The sequence below is a fragment of the Flavobacterium sp. LMO8 genome, from assembly GCF_009495755.1.
GTDB lineage: Bacteria > Bacteroidota > Bacteroidia > Flavobacteriales > Flavobacteriaceae > Flavobacterium.
Genome location: NZ_WIBJ01000033.1, coordinates 97,615 through 123,474, shown reverse-complemented (window position 1 = coordinate 123,474; position 25,860 = coordinate 97,615). Strand labels below are relative to the sequence as shown.

Annotated in this window: 23 protein-coding genes; 19 read left to right on the top strand and 4 right to left on the bottom strand. The window is 32.6% G+C overall.

Annotation, left to right across the window (positions count from 1 at the left end; all coding sequences use genetic code 11):
- Positions 1-84 precede the first annotated feature (84 nt).
- Positions 85-1,371, top strand: a complete 1,287-nt coding sequence (gene fahA, locus GFJ94_RS12075) for a fumarylacetoacetase (protein WP_153201780.1) — start codon at positions 85-87, stop codon at positions 1,369-1,371.
- A 168-nt stretch (positions 1,372-1,539) separates the two neighbouring features.
- Positions 1,540-2,721 carry a hypothetical protein gene (locus GFJ94_RS12070; protein WP_153201779.1) on the top strand — a complete coding sequence of 394 codons (1,182 nt, stop codon included), beginning with the start codon at positions 1,540-1,542 and terminating at the stop codon, positions 2,719-2,721.
- 36 nt (positions 2,722-2,757) lie between these two features.
- Here the strand turns inward: GFJ94_RS12070 and GFJ94_RS12065 are convergent, their stop codons facing one another.
- A complete protein-coding gene (locus GFJ94_RS12065; RefSeq protein WP_153201778.1) occupies positions 2,758-3,867 on the bottom strand; it encodes a lactonase family protein in 1,110 nt (369 codons plus the stop codon).
- Between the two features lie 174 nt (positions 3,868-4,041).
- On the opposite strand from GFJ94_RS12065, the gene clpB reads away from it, so the two are divergent.
- The 7 genes from clpB to GFJ94_RS12040 all read left to right on the top strand — a co-directional run bounded on the left by clpB (position 4,042) and on the right by GFJ94_RS12040 (position 9,825).
- Positions 4,042-6,693, top strand: a complete 2,652-nt coding sequence (gene clpB, locus GFJ94_RS12060; RefSeq protein ID WP_153201777.1) for an ATP-dependent chaperone ClpB — start codon at positions 4,042-4,044, stop codon at positions 6,691-6,693.
- A 152-nt stretch (positions 6,694-6,845) separates the two neighbouring features.
- A complete protein-coding gene (locus GFJ94_RS12700; protein WP_238989466.1) occupies positions 6,846-7,133 on the top strand; it encodes a hypothetical protein in 288 nt (95 codons plus the stop codon).
- Positions 7,126-7,935 carry an MFS transporter gene (locus tag GFJ94_RS12055; protein ID WP_238989465.1) on the top strand — a complete coding sequence of 270 codons (810 nt, stop codon included), beginning with the start codon at positions 7,126-7,128 and terminating at the stop codon, positions 7,933-7,935. The genes GFJ94_RS12700 and GFJ94_RS12055 overlap by 8 nt, the downstream gene beginning before the upstream one ends.
- A complete protein-coding gene (locus tag GFJ94_RS12695) occupies positions 7,920-8,090 on the top strand; it encodes a hypothetical protein (protein WP_238989464.1) in 171 nt (56 codons plus the stop codon). The genes GFJ94_RS12055 and GFJ94_RS12695 overlap by 16 nt, the downstream gene beginning before the upstream one ends.
- A 39-nt stretch (positions 8,091-8,129) precedes the next feature.
- The gene (locus GFJ94_RS12050) at positions 8,130-8,633 is read left to right on the top strand and encodes a DUF4199 domain-containing protein (protein ID WP_153201776.1); all 504 of its coding nucleotides are present in this window, start codon (positions 8,130-8,132) and stop codon (positions 8,631-8,633) included.
- Positions 8,634-9,242 carry a DUF2238 domain-containing protein gene (locus GFJ94_RS12045; RefSeq protein WP_153201775.1) on the top strand — a complete coding sequence of 203 codons (609 nt, stop codon included), beginning with the start codon at positions 8,634-8,636 and terminating at the stop codon, positions 9,240-9,242.
- Between the two features lie 22 nt (positions 9,243-9,264).
- A complete protein-coding gene (locus GFJ94_RS12040; RefSeq protein ID WP_153201774.1) occupies positions 9,265-9,825 on the top strand; it encodes a GNAT family N-acetyltransferase in 561 nt (186 codons plus the stop codon).
- A 207-nt stretch (positions 9,826-10,032) separates the two neighbouring features.
- Here the strand turns inward: GFJ94_RS12040 and GFJ94_RS12035 are convergent, their stop codons facing one another.
- Positions 10,033-11,163, bottom strand: coding sequence for an OmpA family protein (locus GFJ94_RS12035; RefSeq protein ID WP_153201773.1), 1,131 nt, complete (start codon positions 11,161-11,163; stop codon positions 10,033-10,035).
- Positions 11,164-11,324: 161 nt separating this feature from the next.
- Positions 11,325-12,584, bottom strand: a complete 1,260-nt coding sequence (locus GFJ94_RS12030) for an aminotransferase class I/II-fold pyridoxal phosphate-dependent enzyme (protein WP_153201772.1) — start codon at positions 12,582-12,584, stop codon at positions 11,325-11,327.
- A 234-nt stretch (positions 12,585-12,818) separates the two neighbouring features.
- On the opposite strand from GFJ94_RS12030, the gene GFJ94_RS12025 reads away from it, so the two are divergent.
- The 3 genes from GFJ94_RS12025 to GFJ94_RS12015 all read left to right on the top strand — a co-directional run bounded on the left by GFJ94_RS12025 (position 12,819) and on the right by GFJ94_RS12015 (position 16,301).
- Positions 12,819-13,397, top strand: a complete 579-nt coding sequence (locus GFJ94_RS12025) for a non-canonical purine NTP diphosphatase (RefSeq protein ID WP_153201771.1) — start codon at positions 12,819-12,821, stop codon at positions 13,395-13,397.
- 131 nt (positions 13,398-13,528) lie between these two features.
- The gene (locus GFJ94_RS12020) at positions 13,529-15,442 is read left to right on the top strand and encodes a DEAD/DEAH box helicase (RefSeq protein ID WP_153201770.1); all 1,914 of its coding nucleotides are present in this window, start codon (positions 13,529-13,531) and stop codon (positions 15,440-15,442) included.
- Between the two features lie 85 nt (positions 15,443-15,527).
- Positions 15,528-16,301: a carboxypeptidase-like regulatory domain-containing protein gene (locus GFJ94_RS12015; RefSeq protein WP_153201769.1), complete on the top strand. Its 774-nt coding sequence runs from the start codon at positions 15,528-15,530 to the stop codon at positions 16,299-16,301.
- Here GFJ94_RS12015 and GFJ94_RS12010 read toward each other — a convergent pair whose 3' ends face one another.
- Complete coding sequence (locus GFJ94_RS12010; protein ID WP_153201768.1) at positions 16,302-16,979, bottom strand: RNA methyltransferase; 678 nt, start codon at positions 16,977-16,979, stop codon at positions 16,302-16,304.
- Positions 16,980-17,023: 44 nt separating this feature from the next.
- Here GFJ94_RS12010 and GFJ94_RS12005 point away from each other — a divergent pair, with 44 nt between their 5' ends.
- The 7 genes from GFJ94_RS12005 to GFJ94_RS11975 all read left to right on the top strand — a co-directional run bounded on the left by GFJ94_RS12005 (position 17,024) and on the right by GFJ94_RS11975 (position 25,777).
- Complete coding sequence (locus tag GFJ94_RS12005; protein WP_153201767.1) at positions 17,024-17,713, top strand: NAD-dependent deacylase; 690 nt, start codon at positions 17,024-17,026, stop codon at positions 17,711-17,713.
- A gap of 74 nt (positions 17,714-17,787) precedes the next feature.
- Complete coding sequence (gene purB, locus GFJ94_RS12000) at positions 17,788-19,131, top strand: adenylosuccinate lyase (RefSeq protein WP_153201766.1); 1,344 nt, start codon at positions 17,788-17,790, stop codon at positions 19,129-19,131.
- A gap of 64 nt (positions 19,132-19,195) precedes the next feature.
- Positions 19,196-20,749, top strand: coding sequence for a tetratricopeptide repeat protein (locus GFJ94_RS11995; RefSeq protein WP_162523863.1), 1,554 nt, complete (start codon positions 19,196-19,198; stop codon positions 20,747-20,749).
- Positions 20,750-20,867: 118 nt separating this feature from the next.
- Complete coding sequence (locus GFJ94_RS11990; RefSeq protein ID WP_153201764.1) at positions 20,868-21,254, top strand: hypothetical protein; 387 nt, start codon at positions 20,868-20,870, stop codon at positions 21,252-21,254.
- An 87-nt stretch (positions 21,255-21,341) separates the two neighbouring features.
- The gene (locus GFJ94_RS11985; protein WP_153201763.1) at positions 21,342-22,805 is read left to right on the top strand and encodes a T9SS type A sorting domain-containing protein; all 1,464 of its coding nucleotides are present in this window, start codon (positions 21,342-21,344) and stop codon (positions 22,803-22,805) included.
- Between the two features lie 115 nt (positions 22,806-22,920).
- Positions 22,921-25,158 carry a cation:proton antiporter gene (locus GFJ94_RS11980; RefSeq protein WP_153201762.1) on the top strand — a complete coding sequence of 746 codons (2,238 nt, stop codon included), beginning with the start codon at positions 22,921-22,923 and terminating at the stop codon, positions 25,156-25,158.
- A gap of 106 nt (positions 25,159-25,264) precedes the next feature.
- The gene (locus GFJ94_RS11975; protein WP_162523862.1) at positions 25,265-25,777 is read left to right on the top strand and encodes a CAP domain-containing protein; all 513 of its coding nucleotides are present in this window, start codon (positions 25,265-25,267) and stop codon (positions 25,775-25,777) included.
- The last annotated feature ends 83 nt before the right edge of the window (positions 25,778-25,860 follow it).

Below are 25,860 nucleotides of genomic sequence, written 5' to 3'. Positions count from 1 at the left end.
AAAATTACAAAAAAGGTTTGTTACATTGCTAGATAATTTTATATTTGATTCATAATTTTTCAACAACAAACTAACAATATAAATATGCCAAATACAGCAAACGACCCAAATAGAAAATCTTGGATTCCCGTTCCTGAAAATAGCGATTTCCCAATTCAAAATATCCCTTTTGGAGTTTTTATCACTAAGGAAGATGTTATAACAATAGGAACTCGTATAGGTAACTGTGCAATTGATATGGGAGCTTTACAACAATTAGGCTACTTTGAAGGTATTGAACTTACTGACGATATGTTCATGCAAGACACTTTAAACGATTTTATTTCTGACGGAAAAAAAACTTGGCGATTGGTAAGAAACCGCTTAGCAGAACTTTTCGATGAAAACAATTCAAAATTAAGAGACAATAAAGAGCATAGAGAAGTTGTTATTTTTAATGTAGCAGATATTGAAATGCTTTTACCAGTTCAAATTGGAGATTACACTGATTTTTATAGTTCAAAAGAACATGCCACTAACGTAGGAAAAATGTTTCGTGATCCAGAAAATGCTTTGTTACCAAACTGGTTACACATTCCTGTAGGCTATCACGGAAGAAGTTCAACTATTATTCCAAGTGGAATTCCAGTACACCGTCCTTACGGTCAAACGTTACCAAACGGAGAAACTACTCCTGTTTTTGGACCTTCAAGATTAGTTGATTTTGAATTAGAAACTGCTTTTATTACTACTGATGCTAATTTAATGGGAGAACCAATTCCTGTAGAAGAAGCTGAGGATCATATCTTTGGAATGGTTCTATTCAATGATTGGAGTGCACGCGATATTCAAAAATGGGAATATGTGCCACTTGGACCCTTCTTAGCAAAAAACTTTGCATCATCAATTTCACCATGGATTGTAACAATGGATGCCTTAGAACCATTTAGAGTAAAAGGACCTGAACAATCTCCAGAACCTTTACCATACTTACAACAAAAAGGAGAAAAAGCATTTGATATTCACTTAGAAGTTGCGATTCAGCCAGAAAATGCAGTAGAAACTGTGGTTTCTCGTTCCAACTTTAAATACATGTATTGGTCAATGGCGCAACAATTAGCGCATCATACCATTAATGGCTGTAGAGTAAACTCCGGCGATATGATGGGAAGTGGAACGATTTCGGGTCCAACTGAAGATTCTTTCGGTTCGATGTTAGAATTGAGTTGGGGCGGACAAAAACCATTGAAAATGAACGATGGTTCCGAACGTAAATTCATCAATGATAATGATACTGTAATTATCAGAGGATTTTGTCAAAAAGACAATCTTAGAATTGGTTTTGGAGAAGTTTCTAGTAAATTGTTACCAGCCGTAGAATTGAAATTTTAATTCAAATTTATAAAATACTCAAAACTCCGAAATCGTCTTTCGGAGTTTTATTTTTTAGCCCTGATGGAAGTGGCATCCTTTTTGTTTTTTCTTTAAAAACAAAAAGATAAAACGTACAGCAGGAAATAGCTTCAAAAAAAAATTTATCTTTGACAAAATATTTAATTTATGAAAAAAATTACTCTTTTATTTATATCGCTATTTATTGTATCTTGTGGTGTAAAACAAACGCAATCAATGCTGAGTAATGGTAATTATGATGGCGCTATTATAAATGCTGTAGATGCATTACGAACCAATAAAAATTCAAAAGGTAAACAAGATTACGTTTACTTGTTAGAGGAAGCTTTTGCAAAGGCAAAACAACGCGATTTAGAATCATTAAACTTATTAATTAAAGAAAATAACCCGTCTAACTACGAAAATATTTATAATTTATTCATTAAAATGGATAATCGTCAAGAGCGAATTAAACCAATTCTTCCACTATATCTAATTAAAGAAGGTAGAAATGCAATTTTCCCAATAGATGATTATTCTGATGAATTAATTAGCAGTAAAAATAATCTTTCAGGCTTTTTATATACAAATGCTAAAAAACTATTGACTTCTAAAAACAAAATGGATTTTAGACAAGCTTATGATGATTTAGCCTATTTAGATAAATTGAACCCTAATTACAAAGATGTTCGTGCATTGATGGATGAAGCACAATTTAAAGGAACTGATTTTGTTCATGTTTACACTAAAAATGAAACTAACATGGTAATTCCAACTCGTTTGCAAGACGATTTATTAGATTTTAGCACTTATGGAATTAACGATAAATGGACAGTATATCATAACAACAAACAAAAAAATATCAATTATGACTTTGGAATGATTGTTAACTTCAGACAAATTAATATTTCTCCAGAACAAGTTAGAGAAAAACAATTTGTAAAAGAAAAACAAATCAAAGACGGATTAAAAACACTTATAGATGCCAACGGAAATGTGGTAAAAGATAGCTTAGGAAATCCAATAAAAGTGGATAACATGAAAACGATTACGGTTAGTATTTATGAATTTACACAATTTAAATCTTGCCAAGTTACAGCTAAAGTAGATTACATTGATTTTAGAACCAATCAATTAATTGATGCTTTCCCGGTAACAAGCGAATTTATTTTTGATTATATCTACGCTAATTACAACGGAGACAAACGTGCCTGTGAAGAATCTTATTACCAATATTTTAATCGTAGAGCGGTTCCTTTTCCAAGTAATGAACAAATGGTTTATGATACTGGTGAAGATTTAAAAGCAAAACTCAAAGGAATTATTACCAATAATAAGTTTAGAAGGTAAAAAAAGGGGATTTGTAAAATTACAAATCCCCTTTTTTTAAAATGGATAAAAATAAACAGGTTTGGGAATACTTACTTTGTTTTTTGTATTAATAAGTAACCCAGTATTTTTATCACGATCATAAACAACAATGCTATTTGATTTTTGATTACCAACTAAAATATTTTTCTGATTAGCTGTAATAATAAAATTTCTAGGCGTTTCTTCAGTTTCAATTTCCTGTATCTTTTCTAAAGAATTATTTTCATCAACTTTTATTACTACCAACTTGTTATCCTTTCCTCGAACCGAAGCATATAAAAAGCGTTCATCAGCACTTAATCGTAACTCTGCTGCAGAACCGCTTTTAGTTGGCTTAGTCAATGAAATGGTTTGTAAAAGCGTTAAATTATCATTTTTATAATCAAAAACGGCTACTTCATTCGTTAACTCAAATGTTACATACAACTTAGTTCCCTCTTTATTCCAAACTAAGTGTCTGGGTCCAGCTCCAGGATTTACTTTGAAATCAATTTCTTTATTCTCCTCTAAAAAAGAATGATAATTTGTATTAAATGGAATCATTTTTATATTATCTAATCCCAAATCAGCAACAAAAATTTTATTTTCAATCGGATGAAAAACAATACAATGTACATGTGGTTTTTCCTGACGCTCAGCGTTAATGCTTTTTCCACTATATTGAAGTAACTGAGGGTTTTCTGACAATTGCCCTTTTTCGTCAATTTTAAATACAGATATATTTCCACCTGTATAATTTCCTACCAAAACATACTTTTCATCAGGACTGAATGCAACCGTACAAGGATGATTTCCTAAAGTATGTAATGAATTTATTCTTGTAAATGATTTTGTTTTTTTATCATACCAAAAAGAAACAACTTGTCCTCCATTTTTTCCTTCCGTTTCACCAACAGCTACAACAATTTTTTTGTTTCTATTAGCAACTACAAATGATGGATTGTCAATATTATCAATTACTTGTTGTATTTTAATTTCTTTATTACTTGCATCAAATTGAATAATATTAATACCCTCAGAACTTGATGAAGTGTAGGTTCCAACTAAATAAGTCTCTTCAACACCTGACTTACAACTTAACGATAAACTGGCCAGACTTAATAAAATTAATCCTAATATTTTCATGCTTTTTTACTTAAATTTATAAAAATTGAACATTTTTGACTACAAAAACGTCATTTTGACATTAAAAACAATAAAAAAACCTTTAAATCAAGACATTATGTCGCTAATTTTATTATGGAATATTAATTGTTCTTTGCTTACAAAGTTAAACAAACAATAACAACACTTAATACTATGAACATAAATAAATTTACAATTAAATCGCAAGAAGCTTTGCAACAAGCACAGCAAATTGCACAAATTTTTGAGCAACAACAGCTTGAAAACGAACACATTTTTAAAGGAATTTTGGAAGTGGATGAAAACGTAACACAATTTATTTTGAAAAAACTCAACGTTAATGTGGAGCTTTTCAAAAAAGTATTGGATAGTACCATTCAAAGTTTTCCAAAAGTTTCTGGTGGTGATATTATGTTCTCTCGTGAGGCTGGAACCACAGTAAACGAAGCCGAAATCATTGCCAAAAAAATGAACGACGAATTCGTTTCTATCGAACATTTAATTTTAGCCATTTTCAAATCAAAAAGTAAAGTAGCACAAATTTTAAAAGATCAAGGTGTAACTGAAAAAGGTTTGCAAGCCGCTATCGACGAAATGCGTAAAGGAGAACGAGTAACTTCGGCTTCGGCGGAAGAAACGTACAATTCTTTAAATAAATATGCCAAAAACCTCAACGAACTGGCTAAAAGCGGCAAACTTGACCCCGTAATTGGTCGTGATGAAGAAATTCGTAGAGTTTTACAAATTTTAACACGTCGAACTAAAAACAATCCGATGTTGGTTGGCGAACCTGGTGTTGGTAAAACAGCCATTGCCGAAGGTTTAGCACACCGAATTGTTGACGGAGATGTTCCGGAAAATCTAAAAGATAAAATTGTTTATTCATTAGATATGGGAGCATTGATTGCAGGTGCAAAATACAAAGGAGAATTTGAAGAACGATTAAAAGCGGTGGTAAAAGAAGTTACTTCTGCCGAAGGAGATATCGTACTTTTTATTGACGAAATACATACTTTAGTTGGTGCTGGCGGTGGCGAAGGTGCTATGGACGCTGCAAACATCTTAAAACCTGCTTTAGCTCGTGGCGAATTACGTGCCATCGGAGCAACAACATTAGACGAATACCAAAAATATTTTGAAAAAGACAAAGCGCTTGAAAGACGTTTTCAAAAAGTAATGGTCGATGAACCCGATACTGAAAGCGCTATTTCGATTTTGCGTGGTATCAAAGAGAAATATGAAACCCACCACAAAGTGCGTATCAAAGATGATGCAATTATTGCGGCGGTTGAATTATCTCAACGTTATATTACGAATCGTTTCTTACCTGATAAAGCGATTGATTTGATGGACGAAGCAGCTTCAAAATTGCGTATGGAAATCAATTCCAAACCAGAAGAATTAGATGTTTTGGATAGAAAGATTATGCAATTGGAAATTGAAATTGAAGCAATTAAACGAGAAATCGAAGATTCGCCGAACACCTCTGAAAAATATAGTCAAGTGAGGCAAAATGACGAAACTAAGTTGAAAGTTCTTGGTTTGGATTTGGCTAACTTAAAAGAAGAACGCAACGAAATCTTCACCAAATGGAAATCCGAGAAAGATGTGGTGGATAATATTCAAAACGTCAAACAAGAAATTGAAGATTTCAAAATGGAGGCAGAACAAGCCGAACGCAATGGCGATTACGGAAAAGTAGCGGAAATTCGTTATGGAAAAATTAAAGACGCACAAGAACGTTTGGATGCTTTACAAATTCAATTAGCCGAAAACCAAGCAGGAACTTCCTTAATTAAAGAAGAAGTAACCCGAGAAGATATTGCTGAAGTAGTTGCTAAATGGACAGGAATTCCCGTAATGAAAATGCTTCAAGGCGAACGAGAAAAATTACTTCGCTTAGAAGAAGAATTACACAGAAGAGTTGTGGGTCAAGAAGAAGCTATTGTAGCGGTGAGTGATGCTGTTCGTAGAAGTCGTGCTGGTTTACAAGACATGAAAAAGCCAATTGGCTCGTTCTTATTCTTAGGAACAACAGGTGTTGGTAAAACTGAATTAGCTAAAGCCTTAGCCGAATATTTATTCGACGATGAAAATGCAATGACCAGAATTGATATGAGTGAATATCAAGAACGTCATTCTGTTAGTCGATTAGTTGGTGCGCCTCCAGGTTATGTAGGTTATGATGAAGGTGGACAATTGACAGAAGCGGTTCGAAGAAAACCGTATTCAGTAGTATTGTTAGACGAAATTGAAAAAGCGCATCCTGATACATTCAATATCTTGTTACAAGTTTTAGATGAAGGACGATTGACCGATAACAAAGGTCGAGTGGCCGATTTCAAAAATACGATTATCATCATGACTTCAAATATGGGAAGTGGAATTATTCAGGAAAAGTTTGAGAATTTGAAAGGTTCTGTTGATGCCGCAACGGAAGCTGCCAAAGTAGAAGTCTTAGGTTTATTAAAACAAATTGTTCGCCCTGAGTTTATCAATAGAATTGACGAAATTGTAATGTTTACGCCACTAACTAATGCAAACATTAAAGAAATTGTTGGCTTACAATTAAAAAGCGTAATTAAAATGTTGGAACATCAACAAATTACAATGGACGCCACTCCAGAGGCCATTGAATACTTAGCACAAAAAGGTTTTGATCCACAATATGGTGCTCGACCTGTAAAACGAGTAATTCAACGCGAAGTTTTAAACCAACTCTCAAAAGAAATATTAGCTGGTAAAGTAACTGTTGACAGTATTATTTTTTTAGACAGTTTTGATGGTCAGTTAGTATTTAGAAACGAAAGTGAATTGGTAAAATAAATTCCAATACGCATAAAATATCCCCTTAATTCATGGGTTTATAATGGATTCGTTTGTTTTAGTTTGGGAAACACCGATTCTGTATGGAGTCGGTGTTTCTTTTTTATCTTACGAACCATTTATTTTTCTATTTTTGAAACAAATGAAACCCAATGAAAGAATTTACAACCCAAGAAAAACTAAAACATTTATTATCATTTCCAGTGATTGTAGCTGCATTAGGCTATTTTGTTGATATTTATGACTTACTTCTTTTCGGGATTGTTCGTGTCCCTAGCTTAAAAGACATGAACTTAGATGTTGACACTGCTGGAACGATGATTCTCAATTACCAGATGGTCGGATTACTTTTAGGAGGAATTCTTTGGGGCGTTTTAGGAGATAAAAAAGGAAGACTTTCGGTTTTTTTTTGGCTCGATTTTAGTGTATTCTTTGGCTAATATTGCTTGTGGTTATTTACCTCATTTTCCAGTTGAAGACAAAACGATGTTATATGCTTGGTTGCGATTCATTGCCGGAATTGGTTTAGCTGGTGAACTTGGAGCCGGAATTACTTTAGTTTCGGAATCGTTACCCAAACAACTTCGTGCTATTGGAACTTCTATAGTAGCTGGTTTTGGTTTACTTGGAGCTGTTGTAGCGCAATTAACTGTTGAGTTAGCAGGCGATTGGACTATTGCTTATTACATTGGTGGTGCTTTAGGTCTAATGCTTTTAGTTTTACGAATAAGCGTAGCAGAATCTGGAATTTACAACGACATCAAACACGATAGTAACATTAAAAAAGGAAATTTCTTTTCGTTTTTCACCAATTGGAATCGTTTTGCAAAATACATGAAATGTATTGCTATTGGATTACCCACTTGGTTTTGCATTGGAATTTTAGCGGTTATGGCGAATCAATTTGCACCTGTAATGGGAATTGATAGTATTCAACCTGGAAAAGCGATAATGTGGGCTTATGTTGGAATTTCTGTGGGAGATTTTGCAAGTGGTTTCATCTCGCATTGGTTACATTCTCGAAAAAAAGCGATTTTTTATATGATGTTGTTTACCATCGTTGGAGCATGCTTAATGCTTTTTAGCGGAACCAAATCGGAAAATATGTATTACTTTTATTGTGCTTGGTTAGGTTTAGGAACGGGTTATTGGGCTATGTTTGTAACGGTTGGAGCTGAGCAATTTGGCACCAATATTAGAAGACAGCCACAACCACCATTCCCAATATGGTTCGCGGATTAGTTCCTGTGATGTTACTGGCTTTTGACGGATTAAAAGTAAATAATGGTGTTATAGCTGCCGCAGCGATTGTAGGGTTCTTTGCTTTTGCACTAGGTATTTACTCTACTCTTACCATTGAAGAAACTCATGATAAAGATTTAGATTTCAACGAATAATTTTATTAAATTTGATTTACTTACCTAAAACCAAATATCATGAATAACATTATTTTAAAAAATGGATTGTTTGGAAGCATTATTGTTTCTGCATTGCTAGTATCTGTTACCATTTACATGAAATCATATCCAGAAAAAGAAGTCAGTATGATTTTTGGATTTGCAGGAATGCTACTTGCTTTCATCTTTGTGGTTAAAGGAATCAAACAACAACGAGATGCAAATAACGGTTATATTTCTCTTGGAAAAGCTTTCCTAACAGGTTTCTGGATTACACTTATTATTTCAACAATTTATGTATTAGTTTGGCTAGTAATCTTATATACCTTTTTTCCAAATTTCATGGAACATTATGCTAACATGGCAATTGAAAAAGCAAGTCCAAATGAAGTGGTAAAAGTAACTGAAGAAATGAATACTTATAAAGAAATGTATAAGAATCCTGTTATGGTTATTCTATTTACTTATATGGAAATCTTGCCATTAGGAATTGTATTTTCTTTAGTTAGTGCTTTAATTTTAAAGAAAAAACCAATCAACTAAATGAAAAAACTACAACTTTATTCGCTATTATTCTTTGCTGGATTATTAATTTCTGGTATTTATCCAAAAGAATATTTTACTTGGTTTTTAGAAGTTTTACCCGCAATTATCGGATTCCTGATTTTGGCTTTTACCTTTAAAAATTTTCGATTTACGAATTTTACATATTTCTTCATTCTCATTCATTGTTATATCTTATTCCTTGGCGGACATTACACCTATGCCGAAGTACCACCATTTGAATGGATAAAAGAAACTTTTAATCAAAGCCGAAATAATTATGATAAAGTTGGTCATTTTGCACAAGGTTTTGTTCCATCCATGATTGTGAGAGAATTATTTATTCGTAAAAATGTTATTTCAAATAAGACTTTCTTCAACTTCATTATTGTTGCAGTGTGTTTAGCTATTAGCGCGGCTTATGAATGGCTAGAATGGGGCGTTTCCCTTTGTACTGGTGATGGTGGCGATGCTTTTTTAGGAACACAAGGTTATGTTTGGGATACACAATCTGATATGTTGTATGCTACAATTGGAGCTATTTGTATGCTTATTTTCTTCAGTAAAAAACACGATAAAGCAATTCAAGAACAATTTCAAACTCAATAACAAGATTCAAATTATAAAAGTAATGTTACAACTTAACTTCTCTCCTTTTCCAATACTAGAATCAGAACGTTTACGTTTTAGAAAATTAACTGATGCCGATGCTCCAGAAGTTTTAGAGCTACGTGGAAATCATGAAACTATGAAATTTATTCCAAGACCTTTAGTAACTGATATCGAAGGCGCTTTGGCACACATAAAAATGATTAATGATAAAATTGATGAAAATCTTGATATCAATTGGGCAGTAACCGAAAAAGGAAGTGATAAATGCATAGGAATTATGGGATTTTACAGAACCCAACCCGAACATTTCAGAACTGAATTAGGCTATATGATTACGCCTGAACATTGGGGAAAAGGCTATGTTACCGAAGCCGTGAAAACGTTATTAGATTTTGCTTTCAATACATTAAATTTTCATTCTATTGTTGCAGTTATCGATTCACGACATATTGCTTCAGAACGTGTTTTGCAAAAAATTGGCTTTGTTAAAGAAGCGCATTTTAAAGAAGATTTTTACTATAATAACGAATTTACCGATACAATAATGTATGGTTTACTAAAACGAAATTTTATAAAATAAGTTATTTTTTAATAAAAAATCTTCACTTAATAAAATTACATAAATAGATATTTTTTTGAAAATATAAAATCCTAAATATTTACTTTTTTATATTTTTTTAAACTCTATGAGGGGAATAATACCCATTAAATAAAAAAGCTTGTAACTGGAATAAACCAAATTACAAGCTTTTTATTATTGTAAAAATACTTTATTAATTTGCAAAAATTATTTTGCAATTTTAATAACTACTCTTCTATTTTTAGCTCTTCCTGAAGGAGTTGCGTTATCTGCAACTTGTACAGTTTCTCCATAAGCTTTAACAGTCATTCTTGAAGCACTAATACCTCTAGAAACTAAGTAAGCAACTGATTTATCAGCACGCTCTTTAGATAATGTCATATTGTGCTCAGGAGTACCTGGATTACTTGCATGCCCTTCAACAACAATTGATACATCTGGATGATTTACTAAGAAAGCATGTACTCTATCTAAATCAGCTTTATCCATATCATTTAATACATCAGAATCATTAGTGTAATGTAAAATAATTTCTGGACAACCAAAATTAGAAGAGAAACCAGCGATAGTAGGACAGTAATCGTCTTTATCCAAAATTCCATCTCCATCTGTATCGATAGCAATTGGTTTAACAGGTTCTACAACAACTGGAGCAGCAACAACAGCTGGAGCTGTAGTAGAAGCTACATGAGATTCATGCATTGGTTCTGCTTTTTTATGTCCAAATAATTTAAACTTAACTCCAAAATGAAAAGACTCATTTCTTAAAGTTTCATTATTAAAAGGATTTGAATTATCTGCAATATACATATCAACTAAACCATAAGATACTCTTGCATAAATTTCGACTCTAGAATGTGGAGCAAGCTCAAAACCAGCTGTAACAGCAGTAGAGTGCTTTTTCATGTCTTCACCAATATTATCAAAATTATTATTATCGTCTTTAATTTTTACTAATGTATTAAATTCTGCACCACCAAAAAGAGCAAAATATGAACCTATGTTAGCTTTTAACAATAATGGAACAGAAATGTAAGAATGAGTTTGTTCAGGTTGTGATCCATCAGTTACGTAAGAATGGAAACCTCTATTAGAGTACACTACCTGAGGCTCAATAGAAAATACTCTTCCAATAGGAAAATTAACCCAAGCTCCTGCATCCCATCCAAATCTGTGTTTGAAATCATGCGAAAAAGTTAAGTTGTCCGTTGATGATTGAAATTGACTTAAATTCCCACCACCTAGTAAACCTCCAGAAATTGTATAGTGGTCTTTTTGAGCGAAAGCAACATTACCAACAGCTACTGCTAATAATGCCAAAATTGTAATTTTTTTCATAATTAAATTTAAATAATTTTTACAAAATTAGGTTAATAATATATAACTTACAAAAAAAAACCGATAAAACTTAATTTTCAACGATAAAACCCATAAAATTAAGGGGTTATAAATAAAAAAAAATATTGTTAAAATTTAATTCACAAAAAATTAACTCATTATTAAGAAACATCAATAGTAGTTGCTTCTGCGATTTTTTTATAAGTACCATTAACTAATTTTTCACGAATAGCTTCAAAAGCTGTTAATGTTTCATTAATGTCATCAATTGTATGCGAAGCTGTTGGAATCATTCTCAACAAAATAATACCTTTTGGAATTACTGGATAAACCACGATAGAAAGGAAAATTCCATAATTTTCACGTAAATCGTTCACCATAATCATCGCTTCAGGAATAGAACCTTCAAGATAAACAGGTGTTATACAAGTATTAGTATCACCAATATTAAATCCTTTTTCTTTCAATCCATTTTGTAATGCATTTACGTTTTCCCATAATTTATCTTTAATTTCAAATGAATTACGTAACAATTCTAAACGTTTTAATGACCCAATAGTTTGAATCATTGGTAACGCTTTAGCAAACATTTGCGAACGCAAGTTGTATTTTAAATAATCGATAACATCTTTATCTGCAGCAACGAAAGCACCAATGTTTGCCATTGATTTCGCAAAAGTTGAAAAATAAACGTCAATTCCGTCTTGACAACCTTGCTCTTCTCCTGCTCCTGCTCCTGTTTTACCAAGTGTTCCAAAACCATGTGCATCGTCAACTAATAAACGGAAATTGTATTTTTTCTTCATTTCTACAACTTCTTTCAACTTTCCTTGTTGACCACGCATTCCGAAAACACCTTCGGTAATAAATAAGATTCCACCACCTGTTTCAGTTGCCATTTTAGTAGCACGTTGCAGGTTTTTCTCCATACTTTCTAAATCATTGTGTTTATAGGTAAAACGTTTTCCCATGTGTAAACGTACACCATCAATAATACAAGCATGCGAATCTACATCGTATACAATAATATCGTTTTTAGTAACCAAAGCATCAATAATAGATACCATTCCTTGGTAACCAAAGTTTAACAAATAAGCCGATTCTTTCATTACGAAAGCAGCTAATTCTTGTTCTAATTGTTCGTGATAATTAGTGTGACCACTCATCATACGAGCACCCATTGGGTACGCTGCTCCAAATTGCATTGCTGCTTCAGTATCTGCTTTACGTACTTCTGGATGATTAGCTAATCCTAAATAATCATTTAAACTCCAGTTTAAGATATCTTTTCCTTGAAATTTCATTCTCGGACCTAATTCGCCTTCTAATTTAGGGAATACAAAATATCCTTCTGCTTGTGAAGCCCATTTTCCTAACGGACCTTTATTGTTCTGAATTCTTTCGAATAAATCTTTTACCATAATATATAGGTGTTTAAAACGGTGCAAAAGTAAAAAGAAAAATACTTTTATTATAATTTATTTTGATTAGAAAAAAATTAAAGGAATAATAGTTCATAATCGAATTATTGGTTATACATTTGCACCGAACGACACAGAAATGTGGTTACACGTTCACCGTAAAAGTCGATCGCTCCAGATCGGCTTTTATACTTTACAGCCGTTTCGTACTTTTACCTTTTTAAATTATTTCAGATGAAACTCGTATTTGCATCCAATAACAAAAATAAAATTCTGGAAATTCAGGCTTTAGTTCCCAATACTATTCAAATTGTGAGTTTAGAAGATATAGGATGCACGGAAGATATTCCAGAAACAGCTGATACCATTGAAGGAAACGCTATTTTAAAAGCTAATTACGTTACCGAGAAATATGGTTACGATTGTTTTGCAGATGATACCGGCTTAGAAGTTCATGCTTTAAATGGCGCTCCTGGAGTGTATTCCGCTCGTTATGCAGGCGAACAAAAAGATGCCAACGATAATATGGATAAACTTTTATCCGAATTAAAAGATAAATCGAATCGAAAAGCCAACTTTAAAACTGTAATTGCTTTAAATCTAAACGGAAAACAAAACTTATTTAGTGGAATAGTCAACGGAAAAATAATCGAAGAAAAAATTGGAACAAACGGTTTTGGTTATGACCCAATATTCGTAGCTGACGGATTTGAAAAAACTTTTGCTGAATTAAGCATGGAAGAAAAATCAACCATCAGTCACAGAGGAATTGCAGTTCAAAAATTAATCGATTTCCTTCAAAAAATTGATTAACTACTTTCTAAAAATATTACTTTATTAAATTTTTAATTCCTAAAAATATTTAACAAATTGAAAATCAACAACTAACAAATTAGTTTATCTGATTTATAAAGCATACCTTTGCACCCAATTTAAAATATTTTATGAATAAATTTGAACAATTAGGATTGAATGAGTCGCTACTGCTGGCGATTAAAGATCTAGGATTTGAGAATCCGTCAGAAGTACAAGAAAAAGCGATTCCAGTACTATTGGAACAAAACACAGATTTAGTTGCCCTAGCGCAAACAGGTACAGGGAAAACCGCAGCTTTTGGTTTCCCGCTAATTCAAAAAATTGATGCTGAGAATAGAAATACACAAGCATTAATTTTATCGCCAACACGTGAGTTATGCTTACAAATCACCAACGAGATTAAATTATACTCAAAGTACATAAAGGGGTTACATACAGTGGCTGTTTATGGTGGTGCAAGCATTACAGAACAAGCTAGAGAAGTTAAACGTGGTGCACAAATTATTGTGGCTACACCAGGTAGAATGCAAGACATGATTAACAGAGGTCTTGTAAACATCAAAAACATCGATTTTTGTATCTTAGATGAGGCAGATGAGATGTTAAACATGGGATTCTACGAAGACATTTGTTCCATTTTATCGGACACACCAGACGAGAAAAACACTTGGTTATTCTCTGCAACAATGCCTGCCGAAGTAGCACGTATTGCAAAACAATTCATGTCGTCTCCGCAGGAAATTACTGTGGGAAGTAAAAACTCAGGTTCGGCTACCGTATCACACGAATATTACTGTGTGAATGCTCGTGACCGTTACGAAGCTTTAAAACGTTTAGCAGATGCTAACCCAGATATTTTCTCGGTTGTATTTTGTAGAACTAAAAGAGACACACAAGCGGTTGCTGAAAAACTTATCGAAGATGGTTATAACGCAGCGGCATTACATGGAGATTTATCGCAAGCACAACGTGATGGCGTAATGAAATCGTTTAGAGGTCGTCAAATTCAAATGTTGGTTGCAACAGACGTTGCGGCTCGTGGAATTGACGTTGACAACATTACTCACGTAGTAAATTACCAATTACCAGACGAAATTGAAACCTATAATCACCGTTCAGGAAGAACTGGTAGAGCTGGAAAATTAGGAACTTCTATCGTAATTATTACGAAAAGTGAAATCAGAAAAATACACTCAATTGAGCGTATTATTCAACAAAAATTCGAAGAAAAAACAATCCCATCTGGAATTGAAATCTGCGAAATCCAGTTATTACATTTAGCAAATAAAATTAAAGATACAGAAGTTGATCACGATATCGACACCTATTTACCTGCTATTAATGAAGTTTTAGATGGTTTATCTAAAGAAGAATTAATTAAGAAAATGGTTTCTGTTGAATTTAATAGATTCATCAACTATTACAAATCGAAACGTGATTTATCAGGTGAAAGAGGAAATGATAGAGAAAGAAGTTCTGAACCAAGAGAAATTAGAGCGGGCGATCCAGTTCGTTATTTCATCAATATTGGTGCAAGAGACGATTTCGATTGGATGCAATTAAAAGATTTTATCAAAGAAACTTTAGATTTAGGCAGAGATGACGTATTTAAAGTAGACGTGAAAGAAGGTTTCTCTTTCTTTAATACAGATGGTGAGCATACTGACAAAGTAATGTCTGTTCTTAACGGATATGACATGAACGGAAGAAGAATCAATGTTGAAATTTCTAAAAACGACGGTGGTGGAAGACGCGATCACAACGGAAGAAATTCTGGTGGCGGAAGACGTGAAGGCGGATTTAGAGGAGAAAGAAGCGGTTCAGCTCCAAGAAGAGAAGGCGGAAGAGACGGAGGTTTCAGAAGCGATAGAGGTTCTGCTCCTAGAAGAGAAGGCGGAAGAGATGGTGGTTTCAGAGGTGAAAGAAGTAATGAAAGAAGCAGTTCAGCTCCAAGAAGAGAAGGCGGGTTTTCTGATAGAGCTCCAAGACGTGCTGAAAGCACTGGAGATTCATCAAGACCAAGAAGACCAAGAAGAAGCTAACGATTTTCGTTAATTTTCTTATAAATTTATAGAAAACTACAAAATATCATCTTTAGATTCGTATTTTTGAATCAATAAATAAAGAATGAGATATTTTGTAGTTTTTCTTTTTGCCCTAATTTCTAATTTTTGTTTTTCGCAAAACGATTCGCTTGTGACCAACATTAAAGGAACTGTTATTCATAACGAAACTAAACTACCTATGGGAAATGTACACGTTATAAATGCTTCTAGAGTAAAAGGAACAGTAACCACTCCAAGTGGAACATTTGAAATTAATGCTAAAGTAAACGACACCTTATTGTTTACTTATTTAGGATACGAAACAATAAAAGTAAAAGTGACTAACGATTGGATAAAACAAAATCCAACTAAAATTTACTTAACCGAAAAAGCCTATGTATTAGACGAAGTTGTAGTTGCGAAATACAACTTAACAGGATACATAGAAGTAGATACTCGTTTAATTCCAGTTTCAGATGATTCCTATCGATATAGTATATCTGGGCTTAATGCTGGTTATGAAGGTGGTAATAGTAAACCAGGTGCAATTGCAAAAGTTTTAGGTGCTATTTCTAATCCTGCCGATTTACTATACAATGTTTTTGGTAAAAGACCTAAGGAAATGAAAAAACTAAAAGAGATGAAAAAGGATGATACCGTTAGAAATCTTTTAGCTACTAAATTTGACAGAGAAACGCTCGCTGCTTTATTGGAAATTAACAAAGATGACATTCCGCAAATACTTCAAAACTGTAATTATTCCGAATATTTCATTCAAACAGCAAATGACCTACAAATCATGGATGCCATTAGCGCATGCTACGAAGATTATAAAATATTAAAAAAAAATAAGTAGTTAGTTTTCTTTACTCTGTTCAATTTCATTGTATTTTTTCTCAATAAAATCAATATCTTTTATAGATTTACGCGTCCAATCTAAACGTTTGTCTAAAATTTCTTCTTCTGTTAATTGCCAATTAATTTCCGATTGACGTAAACGATTCGTAACATCTTGAATAATAATTGCTGCAGAAACGGAAATATTCAAACTTTCGGTGTAACCTACCATTGGTATTTTCAAAAAACCATCGGCTTGTTGTATTACTTCTTCTGATAAACCATCTCGCTCCGTTCCAAAAAATAAAGCAGAAGGTTTCGAAATATCAAACTCATGTAACATACAAGAATCATTATGAGGTGTTGTAGCAATAATTTGATAGCCTTTAGCTCGCATTTCATCAATGCAACTTTGAACGGTATTGAAACGATTCACATCTACCCATTTTTGAGCTCCCATAGCAATTTCGGTATCGATTCTTTTTCCAAATTTTTGCTCAATAACATTCAATTCCTGAATTCCAAAAACCTCGCAACTACGCATCACAGCACTTGTGTTATGCAATTGAAAAACATCTTCCATTGCAATGGTAAAATGTTTCGTTCTGTTTTTTAAAACTCTTAAAAAGCCTTCTTTTCTGTTTTCGGTAATAAACCCTTCTAAATATTCTAAAAGCGCATGATTAGAAAAACTCATATTTTTTTTATTAAATTTACTACAAAGAAAAAGAAAATTGAATTATGAAAAAAATTGTAGTACTAACAGGTGCTGGAATTAGCGCCGAAAGCGGAATCAAAACGTTCCGTGATGCTGATGGATTATGGGAAGGCCATGACATTATGGAAGTTGCCTCGCCCATTGGTTGGAATAAAAATGCTGAATTAGTATTGGATTTTTACAGCAAAAGAAGAGCCCAACTTTTAACAGTTCGACCAAATAAAGCGCACGAAATTTTAGCAGAATTAGAAGAACATTTCGATATTCACATAATAACCCAAAACGTAGACGATTTACACGAAAGAGCTGGAAGTAACAAAGTCATTCATTTGCATGGCGAATTATTAAAAGTAAGAAGTGTTTCAAACGAAGAATTCATTTTAGATTGGAAACAAGATTTAAATTTAGGCGATTTTGATTTGGAAGGCAACCAGTTGCGACCACATATCGTTTGGTTTGGCGAAGATGTTCCTATGATTGAAAACGCTATTGATATTGTAGAAACCGCTGATATTTTGATTATTATCGGAACTTCATTACAAGTATATCCTGCTGCTGGATTAATGAATTATGTGGATCAAAACGTTCCCGTTTATTATATTGATCCAAATCCAGCCACGATTTATGATTTACCAAACGAATTGAAAGTGTTACCTTTAACCGCCGTTGAAGGAATGAAAATTGTAAAACAGGAACTTTTAAATTTAAAGTAAAAAACTCGAAACTAATTACTGATAACTAATCACTAATTACTAAATTTGCACTTCTTTAAACAACACACAACAAAATGCAATTAACAGAATTAAACGCTATTTCGCCAATTGATGGTCGTTATAGAAGCAAAACTATTTCATTATCTCCTTATTTTTCAGAAGAAGCCTTAATCAAATACCGAGTTTTGGTAGAGGTTGAATATTTTATTGCTTTGCGCGAAGCTGATTTACCTCAATTAGCCAAAATTGACAAATCGATTTACGATTCTTTAAGAGCTATTTATAAGAACTTTTCTACTGAAGATGCACTTTGGATTAAAGAAACCGAAAAAACAACGAATCACGATGTAAAAGCGGTGGAATATTTCATCAAATCGAAATTCGACGGTTTAGGATTACAAGATTACAAGGAATTTATCCATTTCGGATTGACTTCTCAAGATATCAACAATACAGCGATTCCGCTTTCGACAAAAGAAGCGTTTGAAAATGTATATTTACCAGGATTAGTAAGCGTAATTGCAAAATTAAAAGAATTAGCAATGGAATGGCAACACGTTCCAATGTTAGCCAGAACCCACGGTCAACCAGCCTCTCCTACTCGTTTAGGAAAAGAAATTTTAGTTTTCGTAGAACGTTTAGAAGAGCAAATGCGTTTGTTATTCAACGTTCCTTTTGCAGCTAAATTTGGTGGCGCAACTGGAAATTACAACGCACACAAAGTAGCTTATCCAAACACAGATTGGAGAAAATTCGGAACAGATTTCGTAGAAAATAGTTTAGGATTACACCATTCGTTCCCAACAACACAAATTGAACATTACGACCATTTTGCAGCCTTTTTTGATGCTTTAAAACGCATCAATACCATTTTAATCGACTTGGACAGAGATATTTGGACGTATGTTTCTATGGATTATTTCAAACAAAAAATCAAAGCAGGAGAAATTGGTTCTTCGGCGATGCCACATAAAGTAAATCCAATAGATTTTGAAAATTCGGAAGGAAATTTAGGAATTGCAAATGCGATTTTCGAACATCTTTCAGCAAAATTACCACTTTCAAGATTACAACGCGATTTAACGGATAGTACGGTTTTACGTAACATCGGAGTACCAATGGGACACACTTTAATCGCATTTGAAGCTACTTTAAAAGGATTGAATAAACTGTTATTAAACGAAGAAAAATTCGCGGAAGATTTAGAGAAAAACTGGGCGGTTGTTGCAGAAGCAATCCAAACGATTTTGCGTCGTGAAGGCTATCCAAATCCGTACGAAGCTTTAAAAGACTTAACCAGAACCAATACCGTAATTAACAAAGAAGCGATTCATAATTTCATTGGAACTTTAAAAGTTTCTGAAGAAGTAAGAGCTGAATTAATGCAAATTACACCGAGTAATTATTTGGGTATTTAATAAATATATGCAAACCGATAGATTCATCAAAATAGTTATTCTTTTTATTTTTACTACTTTTAGTTTGATTGCTCAAACTAAAAGTAGTGATTTAAAAGCTATATGGGAAAACCAAAAAAATCCTGATTCTACAAGATTTAATGCTTTGGCTGAATATTATAAAATAAATAATCAAGCAAAACCCGATTCTACTTTAATTGTACTTGAATACTATTATAAATTAGCAAAAGAAAAAAACAATACAAAAGAGCTTTTCAACGTAGCAAATGACAGAGGTGGTATTTACCGATTAAAAGGTGAATTAGATACATCAATGCATTACTATAAAGAAGCAGAAAAATTTGCAATAAAACTAAATAACCCTCTATTAAAAGCTAATATTACAGGTAATATTGGTAATGTTTATGCTAACCAAAAAAACTATAAAAAAGCGTTACAATATTTTTCTAATTCATTTACAATCTATAAAAAAATAAAAGATAAAAATGGGGAATCGCGAATGCTAAGCAGCATTGGTAATGTTTACTTATACATACAAAATTATGATTTAGCTTTAGCCTATTATCAAAAAGCGCTAACAACGATTAAAAATATAGATGTCCCACCAAGAAGCATTGCTGTTATCTATTTAAATATTGGTTGGACTAACTATGAACTAAAAAAGTTCAAGGAAGCACAACTATACAATGAAAAGGCAATAGAAATTTTAGAAGAAACAAAAGATAAGTTCTTTTTATTAAATGGTTACACTACTTTAGCCCGAATTCACCGTGATTTGAATCAATTGAAAATGGCGGCTGAATATGCAGATAAAAGTTTAGTATTAAGTAAAGAACTAAATGTATCTGAATTTATAACTATAAGTCAAATCATTCACGCACAAATCGATTTAAAAAAAGGAAATAGTGATATTGCTAAAAATAAAGGTGAAAATATTTTAAAAAATTTAGATAAAAAAGCAAACTTAGAATTAAAAGAAGAGTTATACGATATTTTATATAAATGTTATCAAGCTGAAAACAATCCAAAAAAATCTTTAGAAATGTTTCAAAAATATACCATCTATAAAGATAGTATACAATTAGAAAAAAATAAAATCACACTCATTCGAGAAGTAATAAAAAAAGAATTTGATACTATACTACAAGAAAAAGATCTAAAAATAAAAAAGGAAAAAGCAGAACTTGAATTAGCACAACTAAAAAAAACATACGGTATTATTCTCGGGTCAATACTATTAATAACTTGTATCATATTCTACTACAATAGAAACATCAAAAAGAACAGAAAAAAAAGAGAGGAATTACTTCAAGAAATCGAAAAACTTAAAAGTAATGATACTACAAATCTTGTGGTGAATTCAAATGATTTTATACTCAGTAGAGAAAAAATAGAAGTATTCATCAATAAAAAATTGAACGATACCGATTGGAATGTACTTAACATTTTACAAAAAGAACCCGATATATCTAACAAAGAACTGGCAGAAAAAGCATTCATGAGTGTAGATGGAATTGGTTCTTCACTAAGAAGAATGTATCTCTATTTTGACATTAAAGAATCCAAATACAAAAAAATATCTCTTATAATGGAAGCTATTAAAGCTTCTAATAAATAACTTTTTTACCCCTTTTTCCATAATATCATAGCCAAAAACTCATTTTCACAACTACACGTGAAGTTTTTTTTATTATTACTCCTGAAATTTGGGTAATTAATTTAAAAAAACAAATGTTATGAAAAAGATTTTTTTATTATTATCGATTATTTTATTTAGTTGTTCAGGTGATAACGATGATCAGCAACCTGCTATTGAAAACACAATAGTTGGAAGATGGCATCTAGTAGGTTTTGAAGAAACTGTAATGTATGAATTTACAGCTACAGAAAGACATACTATTTATAGTTCTGATGGAACTTTTGGCGACGTTACAACTGCAATTCCAAATCCTAATCCTTGGGTATACGAAGGAGAAAATTTGGTTATTGATTTGTTTTTTGGTAATTCATCGGTATCAGTTCCTAATTTCAAATGTAATGGTAATGTTGTAGATTTAGTTTCTGAAAATGGAACTACTACCCTATTCAGAGAAGGCTACAACATTAACAATTGTAATGAGTAAAAAATGTAAATTGATAATAAGTAGTTTCAATTATTGAGACTACTTATTATTTAAAAAAAATGAAATTGAAAATTAAAACTACACACTATGAAAAAAATTACATTTTTATTAATATTTACTTCATTCATTTCGTCCGCACAATGGACTCAACTTGGTAATTCAATCAACGGACAAGCTGCAGGTGATGCATTCGGATATTCTACTGCAATTTCTGCGAATGGAAACATTATAGCTGTTGGTGCAAATTCAAGTGATAGTAATGGAAATGGTTCTGGTCAAGTAAGAGTATTTGGATATTCTAACAATGTTTGGTCTCAAATTGGTGGCGATATTAATGGTGAAACAGGTGGTGACCAAACAGGACAATCGGTTAGTTTATCTAATGATGGTTCTATAGTTGCTATTGGAGAACCATTCAATAATGATTTAGGATTTACATCTGGACAAGTTAGGGTTTTCAGAAACGTAAATAATGCATGGATTCAAGTAGGTCAAGATTTATATGGTGAAAATTCTTCTGCTGAAGGAGGCAAATCAGTTCATTTATCTGCTGACGGTTCTGTTGTAGCTTTTGGAATACCCAACACAACTGTTAATGGAGTGTTTTTTGCAGGAAGGGTAAAAGTCTTTGAAAATCAAAATAACAATTGGGTACAAAAGGGCGCTGATATTGACGGAGATGGTTCGATAATAAAGTTTGGAACTAGTGTAAGCATATCGGATGATGGAAATATACTTGCTATTGGTCAAACTGGTAATCCAGGAAGTCAAGCTCAAACTGATATAGGAAGAGTTAAAGTGTATCAATTTATTAATAATCAATGGCTGCAACTTGGTAGCACAATTCCTGGCTCCGCTGTAAATGATGAATTTGGAAGTTCAGTCAGTTTATCAGACTCAGGAACTATTTTAGCCATAGGTTCATTCAGTTCAAATCAAGTTAAAATTTATCAATTAATTAATGGAAATTGGACACAATTAGGTAACACTCTTGTAGGTGAAAATCCAGGTGATTTATTTGGTGGCAGAGTAAGTTTATCAAATAATGGAAATTTTTTAGCTGTTGGAGCCAGATTTAATAGTATAGATGGTTTTAATAAAGGTCGCGCTTATATTTATGAAAACCAAGGTGGAACTTGGACCCTTATAGACAACCCTATTTCTGGTGCAAATAATAGCGATTTAAGTGCTTTTGCATTAGCAATTTCTCAAGATGGCTCTAAAGTAATTATTGGTTCTACAGGAAATGATGATGCAGGAAGTAATGCTGGTCATATTCGCGTTTTTCAAAACACGACACTTTCTACTTCTGATTTTGAAAATAGCACTATTTCATTTTATCCCAATCCCGCAAAAGATATTGTGAATTTTTCGGCATCTGATACTATTGAAATAATTTCATTATACAATTTATTAGGTCAGGAAGTGCTTTCAAAAGAAATCAATTCAAATGAATTTAAGTTAGACATTAGTAGCCAACCATCAGGTACATATATTGCTAAAATTAATTCAAACGGAAAATCTGAATCTGTTAAGTTAATTAAACTATAAAAGGTTCGTTCTTTTTGTTTTTCAAAATCTCGTTAACTAAAACTTAACGAGATTTTTCTTTTTACCCTTTGTTTTGAGTAAGATTTTTCACTAATTTTAACCAAAACAAAAAAACATGCTATTCTTGTCCGCCACGTCTACATCGGTTCATATTCCAGATTTAATTAGTGATTTAGGATTAATTTTAGTCACTGCAGCTATTGCCGTATTCCTTTTCCGTCTTTTGAAGCAACCGCTTGTTTTGGGTTATTTGGTTGCGGGTTTTTTGGCAGGAAATCATTTTGATTTTTTACCAACGGTAAAAGACACAAATAGTATTACCGTTTGGGCAGAAATTGGTGTAATCTTCCTTTTATTCAGTTTGGGTCTCGAATTTAGTTTCAAAAAACTAATGAAAGTGGGTGGAACCGCTTCAATCACAGCTTTAACACAAATCATTACCATGATAACTCTCGGTTATCTTGTGGGTCAGTGGATGGATTGGGGAAAAATGAATAGTATTTTCTTAGGAGTAATTTTATCTATTTCATCGACTACGATTATTCTAAAAACTTTTGAAGATTTAGGCGTAAAAGCACAAAAATTTACCGGAAACGTTATTGGAGCACTAATTGTTCAAGATATCATGGCCATTTTAATGATGGTTTTATTATCAACTGTAGCAGTAACCCAACAATTTTCAGGTGGCGAATTGTTTCAATCGGTATTGAAACTGGTTTTCTTCTTAACAATTTGGTTTGTAGCAGGAATATTCTTCATTCCTACATTTCTAAAACGTGCCAAACATTTATTAACTGATGAAATGATGTTAATTGTTTCATTAGCTTTATGCTTGTTAATGGTGATTTTTGCAGCCAATGTGGGCTTCTCGCCTGCTCTTGGAGCTTTTATCATGGGTTCCATCATTGCAGAAACCACGCAAGCAGAACATATTGAACATTTAGTAAAACCAGTTAAAGATCTATTTGGTGCTGTTTTCTTTGTATCGGTTGGTATGCTTATTAATCCCGATACTTTAATTGAATATGCGTTTCCAGTAGCTTTATTAACTTTTGTGGTTATAATTGGGCAATCAGTTAGTTCAACTATTGGAACACTAATTTCTGGCCAGCCTTTAAAACAATCAGTGCAAACAGGAATGAGTTTGTCGCAAATTGGTGAGTTTTCATTCATCATAGCCACATTGGGAATGACATTAAAAGTTACTAGCGATTTCTTATATCCAATAATTGTTGCTGTTTCAGCGGTTACAACCTTTACAACACCTTTTATGGTGAAACTTTCAACTCCATTTGCTGAGTTTTTAGAGAAACGATTGCCAAGGAAATGGGTAAAAAACATTGAGCGTTATAGTGCTAATACAGATGCCATTAAATCAGTAAGTACTTGGCAAATTGTGTTACGAGCGTATTTAGCACAAGTAATTATTCACTCCATTATTATTGTGGCGGTTATTATTCTTTCTTCACGTTATATTTTACCATTGGTAGAAAGTTCACGCTTTGGAAATGCAATTGCAGCTATTATTACCGTAATCATCTTATCACCCTTTCTTTGGGCACTTTCTTTGCGAAGAGTAGCTGTAAAAGAAGTACAATCGTTATTGGAAGTTCGTAAATATCGTGGTCCAATTGTAGTTTTGGTATTTTTCAGAATCATTTTGAGTTTGTTCTATATTGGATTTATATTAAATACTTTCTTTTCGCCAGGTGTTGCTTTTATTGCATTGATTATTTCTATTGTAGTTTATGTTTTATTTCCAAAAAAACTCCATGCATTATATAACAAAATCGAGAAGCATTTCTTAAGCAATTTTAACGATAGAGAAACCAATAAACAAAATAAAAGACAAAATGTACTATCTCCTTGGGATGGTCACATGGCTGAATTTTCTATTGCACACGAATCCAATTTGGTAGGGAAAACATTGGAAGAACTGAAAATTAGAGAACAATTTGGTATTAACATTGCTTTAATTAAAAGAGGAGATTTCAGCATCAATATACCAATGCGAAACGAACGACTTTTCCCTAATGACGAAATACATGTTATTGGTACTGATGAACAAGTAAAAGAATTCAAGAAATATTTGGATAAAAACGAATTTGACGCCGCCGAAATCTTCGAAGAAGAAGACATCATTTTGCAACAATTGGAACTTAAAAACCGTGTTTGCATTGGAAAAACCATTCGTGAATCGCAAATTAGAGAAAAAACACACGGCATTATCGTAGGAATTGAACGCAACGGAAAACGCATTCTAAATCCAGAATCACATTTGATATTAGAATCGGATGATATTTTGTGGATTGCTGGAAATAAGAAGAAAATTAACGAGTTTTTGAAGAACTAATTTTAGTAAACAGTCTCGGTTTTCAGTCGCAGAAAGTAGTTTAGGTTATTCTTTTTTAAAAAAATTGGCATGAATGTTGGATTTCAAGTTCAATAAATACAAGATTATGAATAGATTTTTTCTTTTTTGTTCGCTGATTTTTTCTGTTGTAATATTTTCACAACAAAAGGAAGCTACGATTGATTTAACCCAACTTAAAACAAAAATACTAAAGTTGGTCAATGAAGAACGAAAATCGGTTGCTAGTCCATCTTTGACTTTTGATGCTTTTTTATTGAAAGCCGCGGATGACCACGCAAAACACATTGCAAAAGTGCAAACCTTAACGCACAAACAAACGAATTCAAAGAAAATAAACCCAAAAGATCGCGTGTATTTTTATGGTGGAAATGCATTTGAATTAGTTGGTGAAAATCTTTTGTTTACTGGAATTAAAAATCAAATCTATTCCAATGAAGATTTAGACGCTTTAGCCCTAAAAATCTTTCAACTCTGGAAAAAATCTCCGAACCATCTGAAAAACATGATAAATCCGAAATATACTTTCACGGAAATTGGTTTTAGCATAGATTCGGAAAATAAGAAAATTTATGTGGTGCAGTTGTTTGGTGCGAAGTAATTAAACACCAATTTTGTAATTATCAACATTCTTACACCCCTAAAGTCCCCTCAAGGGGACAATTCATTCTAAGAAAATCTGTG

Coding starts and splice junctions, on each gene's coding strand:
- GFJ94_RS11980 (WP_153201762.1), top strand. CDS start 22,921: ATGCTATTCTTGTCCGCCACGTCTACATCGGTTCATATTCCAGATTTA.
- clpB (WP_153201777.1), top strand. CDS start 4,042: ATGAACATAAATAAATTTACAATTAAATCGCAAGAAGCTTTGCAACAA.
- GFJ94_RS12030 (WP_153201772.1), bottom strand. CDS start 12,584: ATGGTAAAAGATTTATTCGAAAGAATTCAGAACAATAAAGGTCCGTTA.
- GFJ94_RS12695 (WP_238989464.1), top strand. CDS start 7,920: ATGGTTCGCGGATTAGTTCCTGTGATGTTACTGGCTTTTGACGGATTA.
- GFJ94_RS12040 (WP_153201774.1), top strand. CDS start 9,265: ATGTTACAACTTAACTTCTCTCCTTTTCCAATACTAGAATCAGAACGT.
- GFJ94_RS12015 (WP_153201769.1), top strand. CDS start 15,528: ATGAGATATTTTGTAGTTTTTCTTTTTGCCCTAATTTCTAATTTTTGT.
- GFJ94_RS12065 (WP_153201778.1), bottom strand. CDS start 3,867: ATGAAAATATTAGGATTAATTTTATTAAGTCTGGCCAGTTTATCGTTA.
- GFJ94_RS12025 (WP_153201771.1), top strand. CDS start 12,819: ATGAAACTCGTATTTGCATCCAATAACAAAAATAAAATTCTGGAAATT.
- GFJ94_RS12700 (WP_238989466.1), top strand. CDS start 6,846: ATGAAAGAATTTACAACCCAAGAAAAACTAAAACATTTATTATCATTT.
- GFJ94_RS11990 (WP_153201764.1), top strand. CDS start 20,868: ATGAAAAAGATTTTTTTATTATTATCGATTATTTTATTTAGTTGTTCA.
- GFJ94_RS12010 (WP_153201768.1), bottom strand. CDS start 16,979: ATGAGTTTTTCTAATCATGCGCTTTTAGAATATTTAGAAGGGTTTATT.
- GFJ94_RS12050 (WP_153201776.1), top strand. CDS start 8,130: ATGAATAACATTATTTTAAAAAATGGATTGTTTGGAAGCATTATTGTT.
- GFJ94_RS12005 (WP_153201767.1), top strand. CDS start 17,024: ATGAAAAAAATTGTAGTACTAACAGGTGCTGGAATTAGCGCCGAAAGC.
- GFJ94_RS12070 (WP_153201779.1), top strand. CDS start 1,540: ATGAAAAAAATTACTCTTTTATTTATATCGCTATTTATTGTATCTTGT.
- GFJ94_RS11985 (WP_153201763.1), top strand. CDS start 21,342: ATGAAAAAAATTACATTTTTATTAATATTTACTTCATTCATTTCGTCC.
- GFJ94_RS12035 (WP_153201773.1), bottom strand. CDS start 11,163: ATGAAAAAAATTACAATTTTGGCATTATTAGCAGTAGCTGTTGGTAAT.
- GFJ94_RS11975 (WP_162523862.1), top strand. CDS start 25,265: ATGAATAGATTTTTTCTTTTTTGTTCGCTGATTTTTTCTGTTGTAATA.
- GFJ94_RS12020 (WP_153201770.1), top strand. CDS start 13,529: ATGAATAAATTTGAACAATTAGGATTGAATGAGTCGCTACTGCTGGCG.
- fahA (WP_153201780.1), top strand. CDS start 85: ATGCCAAATACAGCAAACGACCCAAATAGAAAATCTTGGATTCCCGTT.
- purB (WP_153201766.1), top strand. CDS start 17,788: ATGCAATTAACAGAATTAAACGCTATTTCGCCAATTGATGGTCGTTAT.
- GFJ94_RS12045 (WP_153201775.1), top strand. CDS start 8,634: ATGAAAAAACTACAACTTTATTCGCTATTATTCTTTGCTGGATTATTA.